Annotated in this window: 25 protein-coding genes; 12 read left to right on the forward strand and 13 right to left on the reverse strand. The window is 64.9% G+C overall.

The window, feature by feature from the left end:
• Nucleotides 1–148 precede the first annotated feature (148 nt).
• Nucleotides 149–895 carry a sulfite exporter TauE/SafE family protein gene (locus tag DSM43276_RS23350; protein ID WP_078328783.1) on the forward strand — a complete coding sequence of 249 codons (747 nt, stop codon included), beginning with the start codon at nucleotides 149–151 and terminating at the stop codon, nucleotides 893–895.
• On the opposite strand, the gene DSM43276_RS23355 is transcribed toward DSM43276_RS23350, so the two are convergent.
• Nucleotides 896–2,338 carry a CCA tRNA nucleotidyltransferase gene (locus DSM43276_RS23355; RefSeq protein ID WP_078328726.1) on the reverse strand — a complete coding sequence of 481 codons (1,443 nt, stop codon included), beginning with the start codon at nucleotides 2,336–2,338 and terminating at the stop codon, nucleotides 896–898.
• A gap of 62 nt (nucleotides 2,339–2,400) precedes the next feature.
• Here DSM43276_RS23355 and DSM43276_RS23360 point away from each other — a divergent pair, with 62 nt between their 5' ends.
• The 8 genes from DSM43276_RS23360 to DSM43276_RS23395 all read left to right on the forward strand — a co-directional run bounded on the left by DSM43276_RS23360 (nucleotide 2,401) and on the right by DSM43276_RS23395 (nucleotide 13,579).
• Nucleotides 2,401–3,216 (forward strand): NUDIX hydrolase, encoded by an 816-nt coding sequence (locus DSM43276_RS23360; RefSeq protein WP_109555968.1) that lies wholly within the window; start codon nucleotides 2,401–2,403, stop codon nucleotides 3,214–3,216.
• Nucleotides 3,213–5,528: a DUF6049 family protein gene (locus tag DSM43276_RS23365; protein WP_078328727.1), complete on the forward strand. Its 2,316-nt coding sequence runs from the start codon at nucleotides 3,213–3,215 to the stop codon at nucleotides 5,526–5,528. Before DSM43276_RS23360 ends, DSM43276_RS23365 begins: the two co-directional genes overlap by 4 nt.
• Complete coding sequence (locus DSM43276_RS23370; RefSeq protein ID WP_078328728.1) at nucleotides 5,516–8,950, forward strand: murein biosynthesis integral membrane protein MurJ; 3,435 nt, start codon at nucleotides 5,516–5,518, stop codon at nucleotides 8,948–8,950. The genes DSM43276_RS23365 and DSM43276_RS23370 overlap by 13 nt, the downstream gene beginning before the upstream one ends.
• Nucleotides 8,951–9,199: 249 nt before the next feature.
• Nucleotides 9,200–9,784 carry an RNA polymerase sigma factor SigM gene (sigM, locus tag DSM43276_RS23375; RefSeq protein ID WP_078328729.1) on the forward strand — a complete coding sequence of 195 codons (585 nt, stop codon included), beginning with the start codon at nucleotides 9,200–9,202 and terminating at the stop codon, nucleotides 9,782–9,784.
• Nucleotides 9,785–9,869: 85 nt separating this feature from the next.
• Nucleotides 9,870–10,769: a hypothetical protein gene (locus DSM43276_RS23380; protein WP_078328730.1), complete on the forward strand. Its 900-nt coding sequence runs from the start codon at nucleotides 9,870–9,872 to the stop codon at nucleotides 10,767–10,769.
• A gap of 150 nt (nucleotides 10,770–10,919) precedes the next feature.
• Nucleotides 10,920–11,897, forward strand: a complete 978-nt coding sequence (gene trxB / locus DSM43276_RS23385; protein ID WP_078328731.1) for a thioredoxin-disulfide reductase — start codon at nucleotides 10,920–10,922, stop codon at nucleotides 11,895–11,897.
• Nucleotides 11,898–11,926: 29 nt separating this feature from the next.
• Nucleotides 11,927–12,256 carry a thioredoxin gene (gene trxA, locus DSM43276_RS23390; RefSeq protein ID WP_078312419.1) on the forward strand — a complete coding sequence of 110 codons (330 nt, stop codon included), beginning with the start codon at nucleotides 11,927–11,929 and terminating at the stop codon, nucleotides 12,254–12,256.
• Nucleotides 12,257–12,391: 135 nt separating this feature from the next.
• Nucleotides 12,392–13,579 carry an N-acetylmuramoyl-L-alanine amidase gene (locus DSM43276_RS23395; protein ID WP_078328732.1) on the forward strand — a complete coding sequence of 396 codons (1,188 nt, stop codon included), beginning with the start codon at nucleotides 12,392–12,394 and terminating at the stop codon, nucleotides 13,577–13,579.
• On the opposite strand, the gene DSM43276_RS23400 is transcribed toward DSM43276_RS23395, so the two are convergent.
• The 3 genes from DSM43276_RS23400 to DSM43276_RS23410 form a co-directional block, all read right to left on the reverse strand.
• Nucleotides 13,576–13,797, reverse strand: a complete 222-nt coding sequence (locus tag DSM43276_RS23400; protein WP_078328733.1) for a ferredoxin — start codon at nucleotides 13,795–13,797, stop codon at nucleotides 13,576–13,578. The genes DSM43276_RS23395 and DSM43276_RS23400 overlap by 4 nt on opposite strands.
• A gap of 2 nt (nucleotides 13,798–13,799) precedes the next feature.
• On the reverse strand, nucleotides 13,800–15,275 hold the full coding sequence (locus DSM43276_RS23405) for a cytochrome P450 (RefSeq protein ID WP_211196788.1): 1,476 nt from the start codon (nucleotides 15,273–15,275) through the stop codon (nucleotides 13,800–13,802).
• 163 nt (nucleotides 15,276–15,438) lie between these two features.
• Nucleotides 15,439–16,287, reverse strand: coding sequence for a hypothetical protein (locus tag DSM43276_RS23410; protein WP_078328734.1), 849 nt, complete (start codon nucleotides 16,285–16,287; stop codon nucleotides 15,439–15,441).
• A 140-nt stretch (nucleotides 16,288–16,427) separates the two neighbouring features.
• Here DSM43276_RS23410 and DSM43276_RS23415 point away from each other — a divergent pair, with 140 nt between their 5' ends.
• Together DSM43276_RS23415 and DSM43276_RS23420 are read left to right on the forward strand one after the other, a co-directional pair.
• Nucleotides 16,428–17,069 carry a TetR/AcrR family transcriptional regulator gene (locus DSM43276_RS23415; RefSeq protein WP_078325671.1) on the forward strand — a complete coding sequence of 214 codons (642 nt, stop codon included), beginning with the start codon at nucleotides 16,428–16,430 and terminating at the stop codon, nucleotides 17,067–17,069.
• Nucleotides 17,070–17,107: 38 nt separating this feature from the next.
• Nucleotides 17,108–18,019, forward strand: coding sequence for an MBL fold metallo-hydrolase (locus DSM43276_RS23420; protein WP_078328735.1), 912 nt, complete (start codon nucleotides 17,108–17,110; stop codon nucleotides 18,017–18,019).
• A 21-nt stretch (nucleotides 18,020–18,040) separates the two neighbouring features.
• On the opposite strand, the gene DSM43276_RS23425 is transcribed toward DSM43276_RS23420, so the two are convergent.
• From DSM43276_RS23425 to rpmH, 9 genes are all read right to left on the reverse strand, one after another.
• Entirely contained in the window at nucleotides 18,041–18,790 is a 750-nt protein-coding gene (locus DSM43276_RS23425) for an acetyltransferase (RefSeq protein WP_078325669.1), read from the reverse strand.
• A 254-nt stretch (nucleotides 18,791–19,044) separates the two neighbouring features.
• A complete protein-coding gene (locus tag DSM43276_RS23430) occupies nucleotides 19,045–20,028 on the reverse strand; it encodes a ParB/RepB/Spo0J family partition protein (RefSeq protein ID WP_078328736.1) in 984 nt (327 codons plus the stop codon).
• Between the two features lie 64 nt (nucleotides 20,029–20,092).
• On the reverse strand, nucleotides 20,093–21,001 hold the full coding sequence (locus tag DSM43276_RS23435; RefSeq protein ID WP_211196789.1) for a ParA family protein: 909 nt from the start codon (nucleotides 20,999–21,001) through the stop codon (nucleotides 20,093–20,095).
• A 58-nt stretch (nucleotides 21,002–21,059) separates the two neighbouring features.
• Nucleotides 21,060–21,773, reverse strand: coding sequence for a 16S rRNA (guanine(527)-N(7))-methyltransferase RsmG (gene rsmG / locus DSM43276_RS23440; RefSeq protein ID WP_078328737.1), 714 nt, complete (start codon nucleotides 21,771–21,773; stop codon nucleotides 21,060–21,062).
• A 49-nt stretch (nucleotides 21,774–21,822) separates the two neighbouring features.
• Nucleotides 21,823–22,368, reverse strand: coding sequence for a Jag family protein (locus DSM43276_RS23445; protein WP_078328738.1), 546 nt, complete (start codon nucleotides 22,366–22,368; stop codon nucleotides 21,823–21,825).
• 41 nt (nucleotides 22,369–22,409) lie between these two features.
• Nucleotides 22,410–23,507, reverse strand: coding sequence for a membrane protein insertase YidC (gene yidC / locus DSM43276_RS23450; protein WP_078328739.1), 1,098 nt, complete (start codon nucleotides 23,505–23,507; stop codon nucleotides 22,410–22,412).
• Nucleotides 23,500–23,784 (reverse strand): membrane protein insertion efficiency factor YidD, encoded by a 285-nt coding sequence (gene yidD, locus DSM43276_RS23455; RefSeq protein ID WP_078325664.1) that lies wholly within the window; start codon nucleotides 23,782–23,784, stop codon nucleotides 23,500–23,502. Before yidD ends, yidC begins: the two co-directional genes overlap by 8 nt.
• Complete coding sequence (rnpA, locus tag DSM43276_RS23460) at nucleotides 23,781–24,164, reverse strand: ribonuclease P protein component (RefSeq protein WP_078328740.1); 384 nt, start codon at nucleotides 24,162–24,164, stop codon at nucleotides 23,781–23,783. The genes yidD and rnpA overlap by 4 nt, the downstream gene beginning before the upstream one ends.
• 24 nt (nucleotides 24,165–24,188) lie before the next feature.
• Nucleotides 24,189–24,332: a 50S ribosomal protein L34 gene (gene rpmH / locus DSM43276_RS23465; protein ID WP_030097696.1), complete on the reverse strand. Its 144-nt coding sequence runs from the start codon at nucleotides 24,330–24,332 to the stop codon at nucleotides 24,189–24,191.
• Nucleotides 24,333–24,405: 73 nt separating this feature from the next.
• Here rpmH and DSM43276_RS23470 point away from each other — a divergent pair, with 73 nt between their 5' ends.
• Entirely contained in the window at nucleotides 24,406–24,810 is a 405-nt protein-coding gene (locus tag DSM43276_RS23470) for a hypothetical protein (RefSeq protein ID WP_078328741.1), read from the forward strand.
• Nucleotides 24,811–24,932 lie beyond the last annotated feature (122 nt).

Here is a 24,932-nt window from a genome sequence, read left to right on the forward strand (position 1 = left end):
CGAGCCCGCGCGTTCCGTCCTCTTCGGGCCTGTGGATAACCGCCCCGACAGAACGTGCGCTGATTTCGGTTCACATAGATAGGAGGGGCACCGCAGCGATTCGGTTCCATCCGTAATCTCTGACCCCGTGGATGCCCCAACGCTCACGCTGCTTCTCGGTGCAGCGGCCGCCGCCGGCTGGGTCGACGCGGTCGTGGGCGGCGGCGGGCTCGTCCTCATCCCGGTCTTGATGCTCGTCTTCCCCGGGATGACCCCTGCGACGGCGTTGGGCACCAACAAGCTCGCCGCACTGTCGGGTACCGCATCGGCCGCTATCCGGCTCTTCCCCAAAACGCCCTTGAACTGGCGCGCGCTACTCGGAGCCTTCGTTGTCGCGGCCGCGTTCTCCAGTGCGGGTGCCTACACCGCCTCACGGTTACCCGTGTCCGTGTTCAAGCCCGTGGTGCTGGTCCTGCTGGTAGCGGTGGGGGTGTTTGTCGCGACACGCCCTCAGTTCGGGACGTCGACCACAGACACCGCGCGCACCAAGACCGCCACCCTCACCGCACTCGCAGTGGCCGCCGTCCTCATTGCGTTCTATGACGGCATCATGGGCCCGGGCACCGGGACCTTCATGATCATCCTGTTGACCGCCGTCGCGGGGATGACCTTCCTGGAAAGCTCGGCCACCGCCAAGGTGCTCAACTCCGGAACCAACGTGGGGGCGCTCATCGTCTTCGCGTCACAGGGCCATGTGCTGTGGCTGCTGGGGCTGGCGCTCGGTGTCGCGAATATCGCGGGTGCTCAGCTCGGTGCGCATATGGCACTCGGACGCGGGGCGGGATTTGTCCGTGTGGTCCTGCTGGTGGTTGTCGTGGTGATGGTCGGCAAGCTCGGCTACGACATGCTCGGCTGATCAGGAGCCATCGCGGGCCGCCCACCATTCCCGCAGCGCCCCGACGGCCTCATCGTGGTCGAGCGGACCCCGCTCCAGCCTGAGCTCCTTCAAAAACCGCCAGGCCTGACCCACAATCGGTCCGGCGGGTACGCCCAGCAGCTCCATGATCGCGTTGCCGTCGAGATCGGGCCGCACCCGCGCCAGATCCTCCTGAGCGGTCAGCTCCGAGATGCGCTCCTCGAGCCCGTCATAGTTGGCCTGCAACCGGGCCGCACGGCGCTTGTTCCGCGTCGTGCAGTCCGCGCGCACCAGCTTGTGCAGCCGGGGTAACAACGGGCCGGCATCGGTGACATACCGGCGCACCGCCGAATCGGTCCACGTGCCGTCCCCATACCCATGGAACCGCAGATGCAAATACACCAGCTGCGACACATCGTCGACCATCTGCTTGGAGTACTTGAGGGCGCGCATGCGCTTGCGCACCATCTTGGCCCCGACAACCTCGTGGTGGTGAAAGCTCACCCCGCCGCCGTCCTCGTGCCGACGGGTGGCCGGCTTACCGATGTCATGCAGCAGCGCCGCCCACCGCAGCACCAGATCGGGGCCCTCGTCTTCGAGATCCACCGCCTGCTCCAGCACTGTCAGCGAGTGCCGGTACACGTCCTTGTGCTGGTGATGTTCGTCGATGGTCAGCCGCATGTCGCCGACCTCGGGTAGCACCACCGCGCCCAGCCCGCTGTCCACCAACAGATCGATTCCTGCGACCGGATGCGCCCCCTGGATCAACTTGTCCAACTCGACCTGCACTCGTTCGACGGTTATCCGCCCCAGTTGGCCGGACATCGCATCCAGTGCCGTCAGCACCCGCGGCGCCACCGTGAAGCCGAGCTGCGCAACGAACCGGGCCGCGCGCAGCATGCGCAGCGGGTCATCGCCGAAAGAAATCTCCGGAGCCGCCGGGGTATCGAGCACCCCGGCGCGCAGCGCTTCCAGCCCATTGAGCGGATCGCAGAACTCTCCGGGCCCGTCCGGCCCGATCTTGACCGCCATCGCATTGACGGTGAAATCCCTGCGCACCAGATCGCCCTCGAGGCTGTCGCCGAAAACCACCTCGGGATTGCGCGTCTGCTGGTCATAGCTGTCGCTGCGGAACGTGGTGATCTCCACCCGTTGCCCCTTGCGCGCCACCCCGATCGTGCCGAAAGCGATACCGGTATCCCAGATGGCCTCGGCCCAGCCAGTCACCAATTCCTGGACCTGCTCGGGGCGAGCATCGGTGGTGAAGTCGAGATCGGTGCCCAACTTGCCCAGCAGGGCGTCGCGGACGGTGCCGCCCACCAGATACAGGTCAAAGCCCGCGGAATCGAAGAGCGCACCCAACTCCGACAGCATCTTCTGATGCCGGTTCAGGGTCACCGCGGCGGTGGCCAACAGCTCGGTGGTCGGTATCGATTCGGGCACGTCGGGCAGCCTACCGGCGCGTATCGCCAGGGCTCTCAGTAGCGGGAACTACTATCACATGGGTGTCTGACTCCTCCGGCGGTTCCCGCACGGGTGGGTCGTCGGACGAACCCGGCTCGGACGCAGCCTCAGCACGCGGCAGAGGGTCGCGCCGCGGTCGGCGCAACCGATCGCAGGGTCGAGCACAGGGCCGGGCGCAAGGCGCCGGTACTCCGGCGGCCACACCTGCCGCCGACACTTCCTCCGGATCTGATGGGGCAGCCGGCGCGGGTGGAAAAGGTCGCGGGCGCATCAAGGGCAGGCCCGCTGGAACCTCGCTGCGTACCGTCCGCGAAACCTCCGCCGGTGGCCTGGTCATCGCCGGAATCGACGGCCCCAAGGATGGCCAGGTGGCCGCCCTCATCGGGCGCACCGACCGGCGCGGCCGGATGCTGTGGTCGCTGCCCAAGGGCCATATAGAACAGGGCGAGACCGCCGAACAGACCGCGATCCGCGAGGTCGCCGAGGAGACCGGAATCCGCGGCAGCGTGCTCGCCGCACTCGGCAGCATCGACTACTGGTTTGTCACCGAGGGCCGCCGCGTTCACAAGACCGTGCACCACTATCTGATGCGCTCCCTGGGCGGCGAGCTGTCCGATGACGATGTCGAAGTCACCGAGGTCGCCTGGGTTCCCCTTGGCGAGCTGCCCAGCCGTCTGGCGTACGCCGATGAACGGCGGCTGGCCGAGGTGGCCGGCGACCTCATCGACAAACTGCACTCCGGGGGGCCCGAATCGCTGCCACCCCTACCCCAATCCACACCACGACGACGACCTCAAACGCACTCGAGTACCCATAGGACACCGGGCCGGCGAACCGGGCGCGGTCCGCAACAATGACCCGACTCACGCATCGCAGCGCGACGCGTGTGGCGGCCGTACTTGCCGTCCTCGCGCTTGTCCTGCTCGGCGCTCCATGGTCCGCGCCCCTGGCCTACGCCTATCGAGACGGGCAGTTCCTCAAGGTCGTCCTCGACGAGGTAACCCCACAGACCGTCACCACTGTCGATTCGATGGTGACCGTGCGCGGCAGCGTGACCAACGTCGGCGATCGGCCGGTTACCGATGTCGTCGTTCGGTTGGAGCGAGCCGAAGCGATCGCCACCAGCTCGGAGCTGCGCGCCAGTCTTCATGGCCGCCATGACCAGTACCAGCCCGTCGGCGAGTTCGTCACTGTCGCAGGAACTCTCACACAGGGGCAGCAACGTCCCTTCACTCTCGCCTTCCCGCTGCGTGGCGGCGCCGGACCGACCTGGAACATCGCCGCGCCCGGGGTGTATCCAGCCCTGGTGAACGTCAACGGCACCCCGGACTACGGGGCCGCCGCGCGGCTCGACGACGCCCGCTTTCTGCTCCCGGTTCTCGGAGTTCCGCCCCCGACCGGAGCTGACTCCGAACCCGAAGTCGCCCCCGACACGTCTCGGCCCGTGGGTCTGACTCTGCTGTGGCCCCTGGCCGACCGTCCGCGGCTGGTGCCCGGCCAGCCCGGTGGACCGACGCCGGTGCGGCTGCTCGATGATCAACTGGACCGTTCGCTATCTCCCGGCGGCCGGCTGGACGCGCTGCTGGGCGCCCTGGAGTTCGCGACCGACGCGGCCGTTGACCCCAAAGGAGACCTGGGCCGCACGGTCTGCGTGGCGGTGGACCCCGATCTGCTGGTCACGGTGAACGAGATGACGCTGGGGTACCAGGTTCTCGACAACGCGGCCGATCTCGCCGGTCCCGTACACCCGGGCACCGGACAGGGACTCGCCGTCGCGTGGCTCGACCGGCTGCGCGCATTGGCCAGGCACACCTGCATCACACCGCTGCCCTACGCGCAGGCCAGTCTGGATGCGGTCGCGCAGATGGCCGACGAAGGCCTCGCCCACCAGGCCACCACCGGCGCCGCCGATGTGCTCGATCAGATTTTGGGAATCAACAGCCTGCGCGGCGCCACGCTCCTGGGCGACGGCCACCTCTCGAAGACCGGTATCGATCTGCTCACCGGACTGGGGCCAACCGTCGCGGTATCCGCCCTACCCTCGGGGCAGGAAACGCCCCCCGACTTCAACGCGCGCCGAGTGTCTGACACCGTCGTCGCGTCACCCTTCGATCCGTCGGTGGGTGCCGCGTTGAGTGCCGTCGGTCGCACACCCTCCACCCCCGAATACGTGCCCCAGTCGCTTCGCTTTGCGTTGCAACATGATTCGCGCGTCGCACGGATGCAGGACGCGGTCGGCGCGATGGCCTGGCAGGCGCTCACCCCCCAGCAGACTCCCCGCCAGACGATTCTGCTGCCGGAAGCCACCTGGGATCTGTCCGACGGCGAGGCGCGCGCCATCCTGTCCGCCACCTCCACTCTTCTGCACGCCGGACTCGCGATACCGCGCCCACTACCGACGGTGATCGGTGAGGCTCGTGCCGGCGCTCAGGCCAACCCCGTGGATTCCGTGTTCGGCGTGGATTCACCGGGTGCCGTGGACGACGGGGTGTCACTGGGGCTCGGCGACGAGGTCCGCCGGCTGTGGGGACTCACCGCCGCGCTGACCGTGGACGCTCGCACCGGGCTCACCGGTGCCCAGTACACCGATCCACTACGTCAGGACGCCCTGCGCGCCGTGAGCCAAAGCGTGCCGCCGGATGCGCGTGACGACACCGCCCAGGAGCGGCTCTCCGCCATCCGCCGCACGGTCGGCGACCTATTCAACGCCGTCACCGTCGTCAATCCGGGCGGTTCCTACACACTGGCCACCGAGCACAGCCCCCTGCCGTTGGTGCTGCGCAACGAGCTTCCGGTACCGATCCGCGTCGCCCTCCGCGTCGAGACACCCGCTGGCATGAGTGCGACAGATGTCGGTGTGCAAGAGATTCCGCCCGGATTCTTGCCGGTGAAGGTGCCCGTAGAGGTCAACGTGTCCCAGCGCATGGCGGTGGACGTGACGCTGCATACGCCCGACGGTCTGCCCCTTGGCGATCCGGTACGTCTATCCGTGCACTCCAACGCCTACGGCAAGCCACTGTTCTTCATCACCATCAGTGCCGCGACGGTGCTCTTCGCGTTGACGGGCCGACGCCTGTGGCACCGGTTCCGCGGTCAGCCCGACCGTGCGGATCTGGATCGCGAGGATGAACCCCCAGCGGGCGGGAGGGGCCCCCAGTGGCAGCCGTGAGGAAGGCGCTGGACCCGCTACCGGATCCCGAATCCGACGACACGATCGAAGAGCTTTCGGACGCGGCCGTCGTCGCGCACTCGGGCTCAATGGCAGTGGCCACCCTGATCAGCCGGATCACCGGTTTCATCAAACTGCTGTTGATCACCGCGGCGCTCGGCGCCGCATCCGCGAGCGCGTTTTCGACGGCCAACCAGCTGCCCAACATCATTGCCGCGCTTGTGCTCGAGGCCACGTTCACCGCCATATTCATTCCGGTACTCACCCGCGCCGAGCGCGAGGACGCCGACGGCGGTCAGGCATTTATCCGCAAGCTGCTGACCATCGCCACCACGCTGCTGCTGGTGACGACGGTGCTGTCGGTGCTGGCCGCACCGCTGCTCGCCTCGCTGCTGCTCGGCTCTGACCCGAAGGTCAGTACGCCGCTGACCACCGCACTGGCCTATCTGCTGCTGCCACAGATCCTCTTCTACGGACTGTCCTCGGTCTTCATGGCGATCCTCAACACCCGCAACGTCTTTGGTCCTCCGGCGTGGGCTCCGGTGTGGAACAACCTCGTCGCCATCGCCGCTCTGATTCTGTTCTGGCTGATGCCTGGTGAGCTCACCCTCGACCCGACACGGATGAGCGATCCGAAACTTCTGGTGCTCGGCATCGGTACCACGCTCGGCGTGGTCACCCAGGCCCTGGTGCTGCTCCCCGGGATCCGTCGCCAGCAGATTCCCCTGCGACCGTTGTGGGGGGTTGACGACAGGCTCAAACAGTTCGCCGGCATGGCCACGGCCATGTTCGCGTACGTGGCGATCAGCCAGCTCGGGTTAGTCATCACCAACCGGATCGCCGCCGGCGCCGCCGAATCCGGACCCATCATCTACAACCAGACCTGGATGATCCTGCAGCTGCCCTACGGGGTGGTCGGCGTCACCATTCTCACCGCGGTCATGCCGCGGCTCAGCCGCAACGCGGCCGCCGAGGACACACCCGCCGTGGTCCGGGACATATCCTTGGCCACCCGGCTCACGATGGTCGTGTTGATCCCGGTGGTGGCGGTGATGACCGTCGCCGGTCCGGCGATGGGGCCGGCGCTCTCCGCGTACGGGCACTTCACCCTCGGCAACGCGCATTACCTCGGGCTCTCCATCTCGCTTTCGTCCTTCACTCTCATCGCGTATGCCCTTGTGCTGCTGCAACTTCGGGTGTTCTACGCACGGCACGAGGCGTGGACGCCCACGCTGATGATCGTCGTGATCACCGCGGTAAAGATTGTCGGCTCGGTGATCGCCCCGCACCTCACCGACGATCCCAACCTGGTCGCGGGCTATCTCGGTGCCGCCAACGGCCTCGGCTTCGTCGCGGGCGCCGTCTGCGGATATCTGTTGTTGCGCCGAAGCATCGGGCGCGCCTCCGGACCGCTCATCGGCCCGGACGTCGCCCGCACGGTGCTGATCACCCTTGCCGTCTCGGTGACCGCCGCCGCCATCGGCCTGGGCGTCGACCGCGGATTCGACCTGGATCTGCTCACCCGGGCGGGAGGTGGCCTGGGCTCGGTCCTGCGGCTGGCCATCCTGGGCACCGTCATGCTGACGGTCACCTTCGCGCTCATGGTGGCGGTCAGGCTCCCGGAGGCACTGAGCGTGGTCTCCATGCTGCAGCGCCGTCTGGGCGGCCGACTCGGGGCCAACATCCAAGATCACGCTTCGGTCATGGGCAACTCCCCTGCGCCATCCCTGCCGTACCCTGATTCGGGTGATCGAGTCGGCGACGACAGTGCCGACGACTCGACAACCGCAAACAAACCAGCGCACGGGGGCGGTGCTGATACGAGAAAGGGCGGGGCCGTGACAGACACCCCAGGGTCATCGACCCGGTCTGTTTCCACCCAGTCCCCATCCGGGGGTGCAGTACCTACCTCGGTGAGGCCCGGTGCCAGTATCGCGGGCGGCCGCTACCGTCTGCTCACCTCGCACGGAGGCCCGGACGGGCTGCAGTTCTGGCAGGCCACCGATACCGAGCTGAATCGGCCGGTGGCACTCACCATCATTGATGGCGCCACCTTCAGCTCCGATCAGGTACAGGACATCCTCTCGAACACCCTGCGGCTCAGCAAGATTGGATCAGCGGGCCTGGCTCGCGTGCTGGATGCCGTGCGTGAGGGAACCGGCGGCATCGTCGTCGCGCAGTGGGTCCGAGGCGGTTCGCTGCGCGAGGTCGCCGATACCGAGCCGTCCGCCGTGGGTGCCAGCCGAGCCGTCCGATCCCTCGCGGAAGCCGCCGACGCTGCCTTTGAGGCCGGGACGGCGCTGAGCATCGACCACCCCGATCGCGTGCGTATCAGCATCGACGGAGACGCCGTGCTCGCGTTCCCCGCCACCCTGTCCTCGGCCACCGCGGACGAGGATGTTCACGGCCTCGGAGCCGCCCTGTATGCGCTGACCACACGCCGCTGGCCGCTCGCCGAAACCGGCCAGCCAAGCGGGCTCCCCGGTGCCAATCGGGCTCCCGACGGTCTGCCAGTCGAGGCACGGATCATCGTTCCCACGGTCCCCGCGGAGATCTCCAATGTGGCCGCACGTGCGCTGAGCGATGATCCCGGTTCTGCCGCCGACCTACTCGACGGACTGGAATCGGCCATCGCGAGCGTCGACCACACCACCATGCTGGAGCCCGCCGCCGCAGCACCCACCCAAGCGCTGAACATCGGCCGGGCCCACGGGTTCCAGGGTCCGGACGACTCCGCTGACGACGAAGATTTCGAAGATGCCGACGACGAGGACCCGGAAGAAGCGGCACGCCACCGCAAGATCTTCCTGATCGGGCTTGGCGTGGTTGGAGTCCTCGTCATCTCGCTGTGCATCGCTCTGGGCGTCTGGGTCACGCGAATCTTCGGCGACGTCGGTCCCCTGGACAAGATCAATATCGGCATCGGATTACCCACCCAGTCATCCAACGGCGACACCGTGAAGCCAGGTAGCGCCGCCAAGATTGTGCAGGCGACCGTGTTCCCTCCGGGTCCCGACGCCGATCAGCCCGGCAAGGCGGGCCTAGCCGTGGACGGCAACGCTTCCACGTCATGGGCAACCGACACCTATACCGACGCCGATCCCTTCCCGGTGCTGTTCAAACCCGGTGTGGGCCTACTGCTCGATCTGCAGTCCGCGAGCGCTCTGAGCAGCGTAACCATCGAATCTCACAGTGTCGGAACGCAAGTGCAGATTCGTTCCGCCGACTCGGCTACGCCCGGCTCCCTCAATGACACCCAGGAGATCTCCGCTACCACCACACTGCAGTCCGGCAAAACGACGATTCCGATCACCAGCAGCGCGCAGGTCTCTCATGTGCTGGTGTGGATCAACAAGCTGGGGTCCACCAATGGTGATCACCACGCGGAGATCGGCGAAATCACGGTCTCAACTGCTTCCTAGCTGCGGGATCGCCTGCCCGTCGAGCAGCTATCGAACGGTTTTCAGTATCGCTGCACATTTCTACCTCTATATTTTTCGCGGTAGTTGAAACCCGATGGCAACCTCGAATTTTGGCGTTGAACTGCAGTTCATGTTGTTCAGTTACGGATGTCACTGTTACTGATAGTTGAAAGTTGTATAGCAGTTTGCTGCGGGGTGGCATTGTGGTCGACGTCACCACCCATTTTTGATTACTGTGCGCGTGTGGGCATGGTTCAGGGGGTTCTCACGGCTCCTCAGCACTCGGACGCCGAGTTGTTGGCTGCCCACGTCGCCGGTGATCCTTCGGCCTTCGAACAGCTGTTCCGCCGTCACCACCGTCGGCTCTACCGACTCGCCCGGGCCACCAGCCGCACCCCCGAGGATGCCGCCGATGCGCTCCAGGAGGCGATGCTGTCAGCACACCGCGGAGCCGCCAACTTCCGCAATGACGCCGCCGTCACCAGCTGGCTGTACCGCATTGTGGTGAACGCCTGTCTGGACCGTCTGCGTCGCACCAAGGCACACGTCCCGATCGAACTCGAAGAGGACGTCTACACCCTCGACGACCCCGCAACCAATATCGATACCTCCATCGTCATCCAGAAGGCCCTGCTCCGGCTACCCGTCGAGCAGCGCGCCGCGGTCATCGCCGTCGATATGCACGGATATTCGGTGGCCGATGCCGCCCAGCTGCTCGGTGTGCCCGAAGGCACGGTGAAGAGCCGCTGCGCGCGGGCACGCGCACGCCTGGCCGTCGCCCTGCACTATCTCGACAAAGCCGGCTCCGTCGAACCGGAAACCATCGACTACTAGCCGTGTGCCGCCGTGTCACGATCCGCCTACCAATTGGGCAACTGGCGTGGCCAGCGGTAGCTGGATATGGGAACAATGAACTCAAATGGTCAGCAGCCCCCCGGACAGTCCCGAAGGCGAAGGTAACCTCGAGATGGTGAACCTCGCCGAGGTACCCCTGTCACTCGAGGTCCTGGCCGACCTGCAAGCCGGCGTCTATGACGCGCGGGACGCCGAAGTACTTCGGCAACGGGCAGAGCAGGATCCGGATGCGCGCACAGCGCTCGCCGCCCTGGATCATGTGCGTGCCGACCTGGTGGCGTGGATGGAGAGCCCCGCGCCCGAAGTGCCCGGGTCCGTCGTCGACAACATCGTTGCCGCGTTGCAGGCCGAGTCGGCCAAGTCGACGTTGCCCGCGGTAGCTGAGCATGCCGCTCGGCCCGCCGATCCCCGGCTCAACCTGGTGACCGGTCCGGTTCCACTGGATCATCGCCGGCGCCCCGCGGCAAAGCGTCGCTGGATCGCATACTCCAGCGCGGGGTTGGCGGCGGCTGCCTGTGTCGCCGTCGCCCTCACCGTGGTTGCGCAGAACAATCACCGCGCCTCCGAGACCACCACCGCCGTGGCGGGTCCATCGCTCTCGCAACAGATCGCACCCAAGACGGCCGCTCCGATGGCGCCGGAGTTACCCCCGCAGAGCGCATTGGGTGAGGCCGCCTTCCCGATCTCCGGGAATGAGATCACCGCGCTCGTCGGCCGCACTCCCGCGTTCGGCGATCTTGAAAATGCCGCGCGGCGCGCGTCCTGCCTCACCGGTCTCGGCTTCTCCGCCTCGACACCTGTGCTCGGCGCGCAGACTCTCGATGTCGACGGCCCCGCTGTGCTGATGGTGCTGCCCGCCGAACGGCCGGGCGAGCTGTTGGCCGTGGCCGTGCGGCCCGGATGCAACCAGTCTGATCCACAGCGTGTGGCCCAGACCCGGATCGGTGCCGCACCCGGCCGGTAGGACGCCGTCCCCACCCGCTATCTCCCACCGCCCGCCCCGTGTATCTCCCACCGCCCGCCCCGTGCGGAACATCCGGCTCTAGGCTGTTGTTTCAGCACTCGCAGGGCCTTGTGTGGAACAGGGACTCAGATCGGATCAGAAGGGAACCGCATGTCGGAGGTTGTATCGACCGAGTCCGAATCGGACGTCCACGAGCTCATCATCATCGGCTCCGGACCCGCTGGATACACCGCGGCGGTCTACGCAGCCCGTGCCCAGCTGAAACCGGTTGTCTTCGAGGGCACCCAGTTCGGCGGCGCGCTGATGACCACCACCGAGGTCGAGAACTACCCCGGATTCCGCGAGGGCATCATGGGGCCCGATCTCATGGATCAGATGCGTGAACAGGCCATCCGCTTCGGCGCCGACCTGCGCACCGAGGACGTCGACGAGGTGTCTCTGCGGGGCCCGGTGAAGACCGTCACCGTCGGTAGCGAGGTCTACCGATCCCGGGCCGTCATCCTGGCCATGGGCGCCGCACCGCGGTATCTGGGTGTACCGGGCGAGGAGACCCTCCTGGGCCGCGGCGTGAGCTCCTGTGCCACCTGCGACGGTTTCTTCTTCAAGGATCAGGACATCGCGGTCATCGGCGGCGGTGATTCCGCGATGGAAGAAGCGACATTCCTCACACGGTTTGCCCGCAGTGTGACACTCATCCACCGCCGCGACGAGTTCCGCGCCTCCAAGATCATGCTGGAACGGGCCTACGCGGATCCCAAGATCAACGTCCTGACCAACACCAAGATCATCGGAGTGGAGGGCACCGATTCGGTGACCGGCCTCAAGCTGGAGAACGCGGTGACCGGGGAGTCCTCGCAGCTGCCCGTCACCGGCATGTTCGTCGCGGTCGGACATGACCCGCGCAGTGAACTCGTCCGTGAGGTCGTCGATGTCGATCCCGACGGATACGTGCTGGTGCGGGACAGAAGCACCTACACCTCATTGGAAGGCGTGTTCGCCGCCGGCGACCTCGTCGACCGGACCTATCGCCAGGCCGTCACCGCCGCCGGAAGTGGTTGCGCCGCAGCCATTGACGCCGAACGGTGGCTCGCCGAGACTGCGCATTCCCAGACCCTTATCGAGGCCTAGCCTCACCGCCACTGATCACAAGGAGAATTATGAGCGACCACGCAACCGTTACCGTCACCGACGATTCGTTCCAGGAGGATGTCGTCTCTAGCAACAAGCCGGTGCTGGTGGACTTCTGGGCGACCTGGTGCGGGCCCTGCAAGATGGTGGCCCCCGTGCTGGAGGAGATCGCCAAGGACCACGGTGACGCGCTCACCATCGCCAAGCTGGATGTGGACGCCAACCCGGAGACCGCTCGCGCGTTCCAGGTGACCTCGATCCCCACGCTGATCCTGTTCCAGAATGGTGAGGCAACCAAGCGTATCGTCGGCGCCAAGAGCAAGTCGGCGTTGCTACGTGAGCTGGATGGGGTCGTCTAACCGGCCCGACACCGCCCGGTCGACAACGCCGGGAGTTTCACCCATCGCCTAGGCATCTGAGACAATAATGCCGTCCAGACGACGGGCAGCCGCTGTCCGGTCGATGGTCGTGCGGTTTCTTGTGAAAGGCGGAGTATGACGACAGGCGCGTCGAACATTCGCCACGGCGATCGAGGCCCGGCCGTCACCGAGGTGCGCGAGGTACTCACCGCACTCGGGTTCCTGGAGGACCCCGATGAGGTCCTGGCGACCGGTCGGCACGTCGTGGTGGACCACTTCGATGCGACGTTGGACGACGCCGTGCGCGCGTTCCAGCAGCGCCGCGGCCTGCTGGTCGACGGCATCGTCGGTGCCGCGACCTATCGCACCCTCAAGGAAGCCTCCTACCGTCTCGGGGCACGCACCCTTTTCCACCAGTTCTCGGCACCCATGTACGGCGACGATGTGGCGACCCTGCAGGCGCGTCTGCAGGATCTCGGGTTCTACACCGGCCTCGTCGACGGTAACTTCGGCCTGCAGACCTACAACTCGCTCATGTCGTACCAGCGGGAGTACGGGATGACGGCCGACGGCATCTGTGGCCCCGAGACCCTGCGCTCCTTCCAGTTGTTGGGCCGGCACGTCACCGGCGGATCTGCGCACGCCATTCGCGAGACCGAGCACGTCCGTAACGCCGGCCCGCAGCTTTCGGGAAAGCGCATCGTGATCGACCCCGGTCTCGGCGGAGTCGACCGTGGCGTCATCGTGCCCGGCCGCGAGGGCCCGACCAGCGAAGCAGACATGTTGTGGGACTTGGCAAGCCGCCTCGAAGGACGTATGACCGCCATCGGGATGGACACCTACATCTCGCGCGCCATTCAGAACAACCCCACCGACATCGAGCGCGCCACCTACGCCAACAATGTGGGTGCCGATCTGATGATCAGTCTTCGTTTCGACTCGCAGCCCACGGTGGCTGCCAGCGGCGTCGCGTCCTACCACTTTGGCAACATGCACGGCTCGGTGTCCACCATCGGACACATGCTGGCCGACTTCATTCAACGAGAAGTGGCGGCGCGCACCGGGTTACGTGACTGTCATGCGCACGGCCGCACCTGGGACCTGCTGCGTCTCACCCGGATGCCGACCGTTCAGGTGGACATCGGATACATCACCTCGCCGAATGACGTCTCCGTCCTCAGTGCCGCACACTATCGCGATGTGGTCGCCGAGTCGATTCTGGCCGCGGTCAAACGCGTGTACCTGCTCGGCAAGAACGACAGGCCCACGGGCACATTCACCTTCGACGAGCTGCTGGCCCACGAATTGTCCGCGGGGAGCTAGTTCCCGCGTCGCACCTCGATGGCGCTCGCCGGGCAGAGGTGAGCCGCCGCAGCGGCTTCCGCCGCCTGATCCGCACGTAGCGCCCCGGCACTCCGTGGCATGGCGGTGCCGTCTGCATCTGCACCGAACAACTCCGGGTGTTGCGCAATGCAATATCCCGATCCCATGCACAGGTCCTGATCGACGGTCACGGTGAACCCGCCGCCGGGCATGCTCATGCTCACGCCCTCGTGAGGGTGACGGGCAGTCCGCCGTCCAGGGTCACCGAGAAATTGAAGTGATGCTTGGGTTTCCAGCCCCTTGGCAGCGTCAGCCGATATCTCTGGAAAATGATCGCCAGCAAGAACTGCGCATTCATGTACGCCATTCCGGTACCCAGACAGTGGTGCCTGCCCGACCCAAATGGCATGAACGCCAACCTAGGGCGCTGCTTTGCCAGTGCCTCGTCCATGAATCGGTTGGGGTCGTAGGAGTCGGGGTCCACCCACCATCGTGGATCTCGATGCATCGAGTACAGCGACGGGCCGACTATGGTGTGCCGTGGGATGAAGTACCCGCCTATCACGTCGTCTTCCATGGCGAACCGCGGATTGAGGGGGTGGCCCTGCAGCCTCTGTCCCTCGTCGAAACACGCCTTCGCCCAAGCTAACTTGGGCAAGTCATCCGGGGTCGGAAGTGCGCCGTGTAATGAGCCAACCTCTGTGTACAGGCGCCCGAGGTGACCGGGCTGCGCCAGCAGTAGCGCAAGCGTCCACGACAGCGACGCCACCACCGTCTCGTATCCACCCGCCATCAAGATCATCAGTTCCATACTGAGATCCCGTTCGGACAAGGGACTTCCGTCATCGTAGGTGGCCTCTAGCAACAGGCTCAACAGGTCCGGCGTCTCGACAGGATTGCGGCGACGCTCCTCAATCAGCCGCCTCGTCAGTCGCCGCAGTCGCCACATCGACCTGGGTGCGGTATCCCGACCGGGCAAGGGGAGCAGCCGTGGCAAGGGGCTCATCAGCGTCACCGAAGCCATCAGCGACATGAAAGTTCTTAAATCAACGTCGGTCTCGTGGATCTCTTGCTCGGTGATCGCCGATGAGAACATGGCGCGAAGGAACGCTGGCAAGGTCACCTGCGCGATGGCGTGCTGCAGATCCACCGCCTGACCGGTGTCAACCCACCCTGACCACCGGTCCACTCGGATGACGAACTCGTCGGCGATCACCTCGGCTACCCGCGCCAGGTGGCGACGCCCGAACATCGGCATGAGCATCCGGCGTCGCTGCCGGAACTTCTCCCCCTCGAGCATCGGAATCGCCGCGCCGATCATGCCCATCGCCGCCTGGCCCGGCCCGATCATGCTGTAACGCCCCGCGGGATCATCCATCACCTGGCTGGCGTAGTCCGGATGGTTTACCACGACAATGTTGCCGCCCAACGGAAAAGGGACACGATAGACATCGCCGTACTCGTTGGCGCAGCGCCGAAAGAACTCGAAGGGTTCCCGCCGCATCTCCAGGACGCTCCCCACCACGGGTCGGCCAACAGGGCCGGGCGGGGTCAGCGCAGAGCTCCCCACACCCCGCACTGCGCTCGATGCCGGCGGTATTCCTGCACGGGTCATCCACCACGGGTCATGCCGTAAGGACGCGAATCTCCCCTGTGCCCTGGCGATCTCGTTGACTTCGCGCACCGTTGGATTCATCGGCAGTGGCCCCCACTGCCCCGCAAGCTCGCGTGGTATGCCCTGTCCTGTTGCGGGGCTTTGGGTTTGAGCGCCTACGTGATTCTCTACGGGACAGGTCCCGGCCGTGGGCGAGGCCAGCGGTGACTGCGGCATATTCATCAGTTCCTTTTCCGGAGTTCGATCACGCGGCCGGAACAACCTGTTTGACGGGCGCGCTTCGCGCCGGTCCCAACACCCTGGCCCCGACCTCGTCGCGATAGCGCTGACACGTCGGCGAGTACGCCGCGATCACGACGGCCAGGAGATTCAGCACCGTAGACAGGACGGCCAGCGCCCATGACGGACCGGGCCCCAGCCCCAGATGAATCGCGAAATAGTTCGGCAACGTACAGATAATCGTGTAGGCCAGATATACCCCGGGTGCGACGAACGGGATTATCGCCCAACGGTATCCACGCATATGTGGTCGTATTGCGACGAGTACCCACGCGATCATGACCAAGAACCCGCCGTTTTGCACCAGACTGGGCAGTGGCACACCGAGGACCAGCGCGTTGTTGCTGTAGTACTGCATCACACCGAAATGACTGTTGACCATCTCGCCGATGCATTCGGCGATTCCGAACACCACCGCGAATGCGATGAGTGTCCAAGCGGCCCAGCCCTTCTTGATCATCTCGTAGACCACCAACGCCGTGGGCGCGGTGCCCACCCACACCAGCGGAACGAAGATGGGTAACGGCCGGTCGGCAATGGTGACGTATGGCAGCACGTTGGTCATATACGTGGTGGCACCGATGACGTCGAGCCATGGCTCGACGAAGTACGGCAGGATGGTCACCCCGCTCAGCATGATGAGCCAGTACATCAGGGCGTCTTCATGCCTGCGCATGGTCATCCAGCCCACCCATACGAGGGAAATCGCAAGGCACGCAACAAGTACGGCGACAACCACCCACGCCCACCACGGCTCGCCATGAATGACCGGGGGCAAACCCCACTGCGCGCCCGCGCTCAGCCCTGTGATCACACGTGTCCCTTCGCCGTCGGTTATGGATCCTTTCGGACAGTAGTGTCTTGTTTAAGAACATGTCAATCATTTCGAGACAACTCATTCCACGCAAGGACATGGCTCGCCCGGTGCCTCGGTAGTCGGCTATCCTCGGCCGCATGGTGGACCCATCGGGATCGCCGATCCGGATGGCCGATCGGCAGCGCGCCCGCCGCAGCGAGCTCGTCAAAGAAGAGGTGGTCGAGGCCGCCCTGGCGGAGTTCTCCGAGCGCGGATATCACCAGACGTCCATCGCACATATCGCGGAACGGCTCGGCACCGGGCACTCGATGTTCTATCGGTACTTCACCAACAAGCGCGATATCCTCGAACACGTGGTTCAGCACGCCACACAGCGCACCATCGAAACTCTCAGTCATACGCTGCCCGGCAGCATCACGTCGCTGGACGAATTCCATGATTTCGCAGTAAATCTCGGGCTTGCGTATATCGGAATGGTGGTTGCCGATCCACGTCTGTCGCGCCTGATGCTGCAGCAGGGCGCAGCGGTGGATGCGGAGATGACCGAACAGTTCTGTCGTGTATTCGACGCAGGGGCTTCGGTTCTCGCCGGCCTACTGCGCAATGGCATCGAATCCGGATATGTGCGGCCGGATATCGACGTCGAGGCCGTCGCTGATTCGGTGGCAGGTATTCCGCTGGGTGTGCTCGCCCGTTACGGACACGATCCCGATCAGGACATCCTCGCGTCTCGAGTGCGTGCCACCGCCGACCTCGTCTGCCGGGGAATCGCACCCTGAGGGGAATACGCCCCTACCGGTGAGCGTTTTCCGCGGCTGTGAACACTTTCACGGTCGGCGACGCGACCATCACGCAGCTGACCGAACTCGAGGTGTGGCCCATCCCGCCGCGTGATTGGTATCCGGCCATCAGTGACGAGCAGCTTGCCTTCGCCCGAGCGGCCTATGCACCCTCGGCCGTTACCGAGGACGGTGCCGAGCTGATCTTCGCCATCCACAACTACCTCATCGAGTTGGGCGATGCGGTGGTGGTCGTCGATACCTGCTCGGGCAATCACAAGAACCGGCCCTTCTTCCCGGACCTGCACATGCTCGATACCGACTACCTGACCCGCCTCAAACGGGCGGGATTCGATCCCGCCGATGTCGACATCGTCATCAACACCCATCTTCATATGGACCACTGCGGGTGGAACACACGGTTGACCGAGGACAGCTGGCGCCCCACCTTCTCGAACGCCACCTACCTATTCGACTCCACTGAGCTGAAATACCTTCAAACACAATGGGAATCGGCTCCGGCGGAAAAGTGGACCGACGGCGGCGGCTGGGTCTATCAGGACAGTGTGCTTCCGGTCCTCGAACACGCGACGCACGTCTTTATCGGACCAGGTCATCGGGTCCACTCCCACGGCGCCACCCACATCACTGCCCATGACACCGCGGGACACACGCCCGGACACCTGGCCGTCGAAATCAGCGCTCCGGGTGCGGGTGTGACCATCGCCGGCGACGCACTGCATCACCCCATGCAGGCCCAATTCCCAGATCTGCCCTTCTTCGCGGACGTCGATCCCCTCATGGACATCGCCGCACGCCGCTCACTACTTGGGCGATGCGCCGATGAAGGCCTTCGACTTGTGACCGCCCACTTCCCGGCACATCTACCGCTCGGTGTCCGCCGTAGCGGTACCGCGTTCGAATGGGACGGCCCGCAGGCCGTGGGGTAAGCCCGTGCCCTGCAGCGGCCGCTAGAACGCGGCGCCCACCACCGGTCCCGCCCCGGCGGGTTGCGGAATCTGCACGGATTCCAGCAGTCGCTCCAAGGCGGCTTCCACGTCGGCCTTCCAGCCGAGCCCACGGTCAAGCTCCAATCGCAGTCTCGGGAAATGCTGGTGCGGCGCCACCACGGTGAAGCCCACATCCTTCAGGAAGTCCACGTCGATCATGCACTGCTCGATGGTGCACTCGCCCAATACATTTGCGGCATCGGCGAATCTGGCCGTCGTTGGTCCTCGCGGACGAAGAGGATCTGATCCCGGACCTTCGCACAATTCCAACGCCTCATTGGTCCGGCCGAACGCCTCCAGCGCACGCACACCACGGCGCACCAACTCGGCGACGACGTTGGCGACGATGCTGTGCGGCAAGCCGTCTGATTCGTGCCCCGGCTCCACCCCCAGGGAAGTCAGCAGGACCGCATCGGCACTCACCGGGGCCGTGGGGAACAAGCGAGCTCGCGGCACCACTCCGGGCGGAGCGTACAACGCATACCCCACGGTGGCCGGCCGAGACTGCGGGCCGGTGACCGCGACCTGACCGCATGACCCCCACTCGAGCATGACCATCGACAGCCAGGCTTCCTTCTCGAACTCGGGGTCCGACAGGTGCTGGTTGTCTCCGACGGTAGCGGGGTCCACTTCCCAGAAGACGCACCGCCGGGCGTGCTTGGGCAGCTGCTCGAAACCATCGAGCCGCAAAGGAACGATCCGAGCCGACACTGGTCTTGTACGCCTCCACGTCTGGTCAACATGGTGCGCGGTACGCCTCTTGCGTCCGGCAACCCCTCAAGGATAAGCGAAGTTTCTGGTTTGGCACCCGCCGGCCTCGTCGCGATGCGCCGAAACCTTAACCGGCACCGCAGCCGAGCGAGCCGCTCCCTTGCTGGGCCGAAAACCCTTATTTACCAACCATTTTCGCGGCTCACCCGGATTTTGGCGGGTTTCACGTCACTGTGACGTTTTTCCCCTGTGGGCTAGGACGTTGCCTCGCCGGACATCATGTCGACAATTCGTTGCAAATCCTCGACCGAACCGAACTCGACGACAATCTTGCCCTTGCGCTTCCCCAGGCTCACCGTCACGCGGGTGTCGAAGGTCCCCGAGAGTCGTTCGGCGACATCCTGAAGACCGGGCATCTGGATCGGCTTGCGGCGCGGCGACGGTTTGGGGGCATCGCTACGGTTCGCCAGCGTCACCGCTTCCTCGGCGGCACGCACCGACATCCCCTCCGCCACGATCCGGGCGGCGAGCTCCTCCTGTGCCTCGGCTCCGCCATCAAGGGCGAGCAATGCACGCGCATGTCCGGCGGACAGCACGCCCGCCGCGACCCTGCGCTGCACCGCGATGGGCAGACGCAGCAGTCGGATCATGTTGGAGATCACCGGCCGCGACCGGCCGATCCGGGCGGCCAGTTCCTCGTGTGTTACTTCGAACTCGTCGAGAAGCTGTTGGTAGGCGGCCGCTTCTTCCAAGGGGTTCAGCTGTGCCCGATGGATGTTCTCGAGCAGTGCGTCGCGCAGCAGATTGTTATCGGCCGTCTCGCGGACGATCGCCGGGATGGTCTCCAAGCCCGCTTGTTGGGTGGCGCGCCACCGCCGCTCCCCCATGACCAGTTGATAGTCGCCACCCTCGGCCGCACGCACCACGATGGGCTGCATCACGCCGAATTCACGAATCGAGTGGACCAGCTCGGCGAGCGCCTCCTCGTCGAACACCTGACGCGGCTGCTTGGGATTGGGCTTGATGGCCGTCACCGGGATCTCACGATAGACCGCGCCGATATCTGCGGGTGGCGCTACCGGAGCCGTGGGGCCGCCACCGATGACCACATCGGCCGCGGCGTCACCCAGACGCGGACCCGAAGGGGTGGGCGAGCCGTCCGCTGGTGCGGTCGGGATCAGGGATGCCAGACCCCGGCCAAGTCCGCCCTTACGCCGTGATGCTGGCGACTGACTCATCGGTTACTTCTCCCTTTTTGCATCCACTCGGCACACGTGATCATCTTCCCGTAGCGCACGCCGCTCATTGCGGATCACTCGCCGATGGGCCCGGCCGCTGGGCGAGTTCGCGCGCGGCGTCCAAGTAACTCAGGGCGCCACGTGAACCCGGGTCGTATTCGAGGACGCTGGTCCCGTATCCCGGCGCCTCAGACACCTTGACGCTACGTGGGATGACCGAGCCCAATACCTTCGGGCCAAAGTGGCTACGCACCTCATCTGCCACCTGGTCCGCCAGCTTGGTCCTGCCGTCGTACATGGTCAGCAGAATCGTCGAGACGTGCAGCGCGGGATTCAGATGAGCCTGGACGAGTTCGATGTTGCGCAGGAGCTGCCCTACACCCTCGAGCGCGTAGTACTCGCACTGGATGGGAATCAGCACTTCGTTGGCAGCGACAAGCGCGTTGACCGTCAACAGACCGAGCGAGGGCGGGCAGTCGATGAAGACAAAGTCGAAGGCGTCGGTGGGCAGCCCCGCGATCGCACCACGCAACCGTCCTTCACGAGCGACCATCGAGACCAACTCGATCTCGGCGCCGGCCAGGTCGATCGTCGCCGGAACACAGAACAGGTGCTCGCTCTGCGGGCTGGATTGGATCGCGTCCTTGATGGGAATCTCGCCAAGGAGAACCTCGTACGAGGACGGGGTGCCCGCCCGATGATCGGCACCCAGCGCTGTACTCGCGTTGCCCTGCGGATCAAGGTCGATCACCAGAACATTGAGCCCCTGCATCGCCATCGCCGCGGCGAGGTTCACCGCGGTCGTGGTCTTCCCGACGCCACCCTTCTGGTTGGCGATCGTCAGCATTCTGCGATGTGCCGGCTTCGGAAGTCGGACCGATCCTTGTTTGATTTGGGTCGCGCGCTGAGCGGCTGCACCGATGGGAGTCTCCGACTCCTCGAAGTCCGCGGGCGATCGGTGGCCGTCACCCACTGCGCCGGTTTCACGTGAAACATCGTCGCTACTCACTGTCGTCTCCTTGATCGGATGCTCATCGGCTCCGCTTTCGCGTCCCGCCACGGGAGCTCCCCCGCCGGATGTCTCCGTCGCATTCTTTCCGCCGCGCGACCACCACCGTGGTGGGCGGATCGAGGTACCGCGTGCCACATTGCACCACCCTCACATCGTCAGCACCGAGCAGGCTCAGCGCGCTACCGAACTGCTGCACTTCTTCATCGGCGCGATCGCCTTTGATCGCCAGCATGCGTCCGCCGACCCGTGTCAACGGAAGGGACCAGCGGCCGATCTTGTCGAGTGCCGCGACCGCCCGAGAGGTGACCGCATCCGCCCCGCCGACCGCCGTCACAACACTCGGCTCCTCGGCTCGGCCCCGCATCACCGATACGTTGGTCAGCCCCAGCCTCTCGATCATTTCACGGAGGAAGTCGGTGCGGCGCAGCATCGGCTCGACGAGAACGATATCTACATCGGGTCGTGCGATACCCAACGGAATACCCGGCAATCCGGCGCCGCTGCCGACATCGATTACGCGCTCCGCGGGATCGAGCAGCTCTCCCAGAACCGCACTGTTGAGAATGTGGCGCTCCCACAATCGGTCGGCCTCACGAGGACCGATCAGGCCCCGCTCCACACCAGTCGTGGCAAGCGCTTCGACGTACTCGACCGCGACCGGAAGCCGCTCACCGAATATCTCGGTTGCGGCCTCCGGCACCGGGAGGGTCTCGCCGTGTTTCACGTGAAACATTCCTCCCGGAGCGCGGCCACTGAATTACATGGATGAGATTTGGTGGCTGTCAGTCGTGCAGGACGACGACGCGGCGCGACGGCTCCACGCCCTCGCTCTCGCTGTGCACACCGTCGATCGCCGCGACAGCGTCGTGCACGATCTTGCGTTCGAACGGAGTCATCGGCGCGAGTTCCTCGCGCTCGCCCGACTCCAGTACCTGCTGAGCGATCTTGGTTCCCAGCGCCGCCAGCTCGTCACGTCGCCGGCCACGCCAGTTCGCGATGTCCAGCATCAGGCGGCTGCGCTCGCCGGACTTCTGCTGAACCGCCAAGCGGGTCAGCTCCTGGAGCGCATCAAGCACCTCGCCCTTACGGCCGACAAGCTTCGTCAGATCGCCGCCGCCGTCAATGCTGACGATCGCGCGGTCTCCTTCGACATCCAGATCGATGTCGCCGTCGAAGTCGAGGACGTCCAGGAGCTCCTCCAGGTAGTCGCCCGCGATCTCGCCCTCGGCAACCAGACGTTCTTCAAGGTCCCCTGTACGTGTCTCACCCTCCGGTGCGACGTCGACCTCGGCTGTGGTCTCCTCAGCCTGCGTGTCCAGATCAGTCATCGTTCTTCTCCTTTGTCACGCCCGTGCAGAATCGCGGGCGGTTAGCGCTTGCGGCGACGATCGGGCCGGGCACCCGGCTTCGGGGTGCGGCTCGTCGTGCCTGATCCATTTGTGGAGTTCGGGGAAGCCTGTCCCCCGGTGTCCTCGTCCGTACCATCGGACTCCGCAACCTCGACGCCGTCTGCGTTGTTGTCGGACTCGTCTGCTTGTTTGGTCGGTTGGTTCTTGCCGCCACGTGTCGGCTTGGCACCCGGCTTCGGGGCGTTGGCTGCCCGACGCTCCAGATCCGCCTGCTTCTTCTCTTCTTCTTCCTTGGCGATGTTGTTGAAGACGTAGTGCTGCTGCCCGAACGTCCAGATGTTGTTCGCCACCCAGTACAGGATGATCGCCAGCGGCAGGAACGGTCCACCGACCACCACGCCCAGCGGGAAGACGTACAACGCCAACCGGTTCATGATTTGGGTCTGCGGGTTGGCTTGAGCCTCGGGGCTCTGACGCGCGATCGACGCCCGGCTGTTGAAGTAGGTTGCGACGCCGGCGAGGATCATCAATGGCACCGCGACACCCGCCACGGCCCACCTATTGAATTCGGTGAACGCGTCCAGACCCGTGGTCTGAATCATGGTCGCGCCCAGCGGCGCCCCGAACAGATTCGCGTCCAGGAAGTTGGCGACGTCACCCGCGCTGAAAATGTAGTTCCCGGTGGCGCGGTTCGCCTCCACCGACATATGCACCTGACCGAAGCCACCGGTGGTTCGGTTGAACGAACGCAACACATGGAACAGGCCCAGGAATACCGGGATCTGCGCCAGCATCGGCAGGCATCCCAGGATCGGGTTGAAGCCGTGATCGCGCTGCAGCTTCTGCATCTCCAGCGCCATGCGCTGGCGGTCGTTCTTGTACTTCTTCTGCAGCGCCTTGATTTGTGGCTGAAGCTCCTGCATCTGCCGCGTGGTCCGGATCTGCCGGACGAATGGCTTGTACAAAATCGCGCGCAGGGTGAACACGAGGAACATCACCGACAGCGCCCACGCGAAGAAGTTCTTGGGCCCCAACAGGTAGGCGAACAGCTTGTACCAAACCCACATGATCGCCGAGACCGGGTAATAGATGAACCCGAGACTGAACCAATCAAACATCCGCTGTACTCCTCCGCACGCTCGCGTGCTCTACGTCCCCGTGCTTGGTATGGCGTTCAGGGATCGGATCCCACCCACCGTGATGCCACGGCCCACACTTCAGTAAGCGAATCGCGGCCAACCAACCGCCGCGGACCAGTCCGTGCACACTCAATGCCTCAACTGCGTACTGACTGCAGGTCGGCATGAATCGACAACTGGGCAACCGCATCGGTGAGATCCAGGTCTGATACAGGCGGATCAGAAAGATCACGGCCCGTGCCGGACGGCTCCTCATCGCTGCCGTTCTGGCACTGGTTCCTGCCGCCGTACCGACCGATCGATTCCGTCTCGCAATTGCTGACGCAGGCTCGCCGATAGTGCGGTGCCGCTGCTGGGCAATGCCCTGATCACCATGCGATCCACCGGTTCAAGTCCGGGCAGCACTTCTGCGGCAACATGCCGAAGCCTGCGAGATACCCGGTGGCGTACCACTGCTCCACCGACCGACTTTCCGACGATCAAACCGATCTTCGGACCCTCGGCGGGCCCGGACGTGGAGCCCACGCAGCCGCGCTGGAGGTGAATCACCAAGTCCGCGTGGGCACTTCGCACTCCACGCTTGACGGTCTGCCGGAATTCGGATGATTTAGTCATCCGGTGTCGAGTCGGTAACACCGACTACCTACCTGCGCCCGAAACTCAGGCGGTCAGTTCCTTGCGGCCCTTACGACGCCGGACCGCAATGATTGCGCGACCCGCACGGGTGCGCATGCGCAACCGAAAACCGTGGGTACGCGCGCGACGCCGATTGTTTGGCTGGAAGGTCCGCTTGCCCTTTGCCACCGCTACTACTCCTTCATGTCCGTCACGCCATCAACTGACATCACTCACGCCGTACGTTCACGACGCATGCGATGTGCTGAGACGCATCAGTCCGTTGGTACTTCTCACTCGCCACCGGCGCGGTGCCTACGGAATCTCGGGTTTCATCCCTGATGACGTGCGGTTCGCGGCCGTGTCGCCAACGTTCGGGCGACTGTTTGAGGGTACTGACCTGCTCGGCGCCGGTCAAACTGATCACAACCGTCACACGCGTATCCCCTCTGCACAGGAGTCTGTCACCTTGACGAAAGTTGTCGCCGATGTCTCTGGATCGGTTGGCGGGGCGGAACAAAAACTGTTAGCTTCTGCGAATGCCGTTTCCACCGGGCGAAGACATCGGAACCACTCACACGGGCCGATGCCGATCGCGGTCGGACACCGACTAGCCGGTCCCCCGGAACAGGTGATCCGACGTGATCTCCTGGTATGCGCACACTGATCACCATGGGGGTGGTCTGCTTTGTTGTCCACAGGTGTGGATAACCGTGTGGAAAGCCACGACCAATCATTGAAAAGGGGCTAATGTCGACGTGTCCCCTCCAGTAAGAGAGATGCTCGCCG

The sequence above is a fragment of the Mycobacteroides salmoniphilum genome, from assembly GCF_004924335.1.
Classification (GTDB): domain Bacteria; phylum Actinomycetota; class Actinomycetes; order Mycobacteriales; family Mycobacteriaceae; genus Mycobacterium; species Mycobacterium salmoniphilum.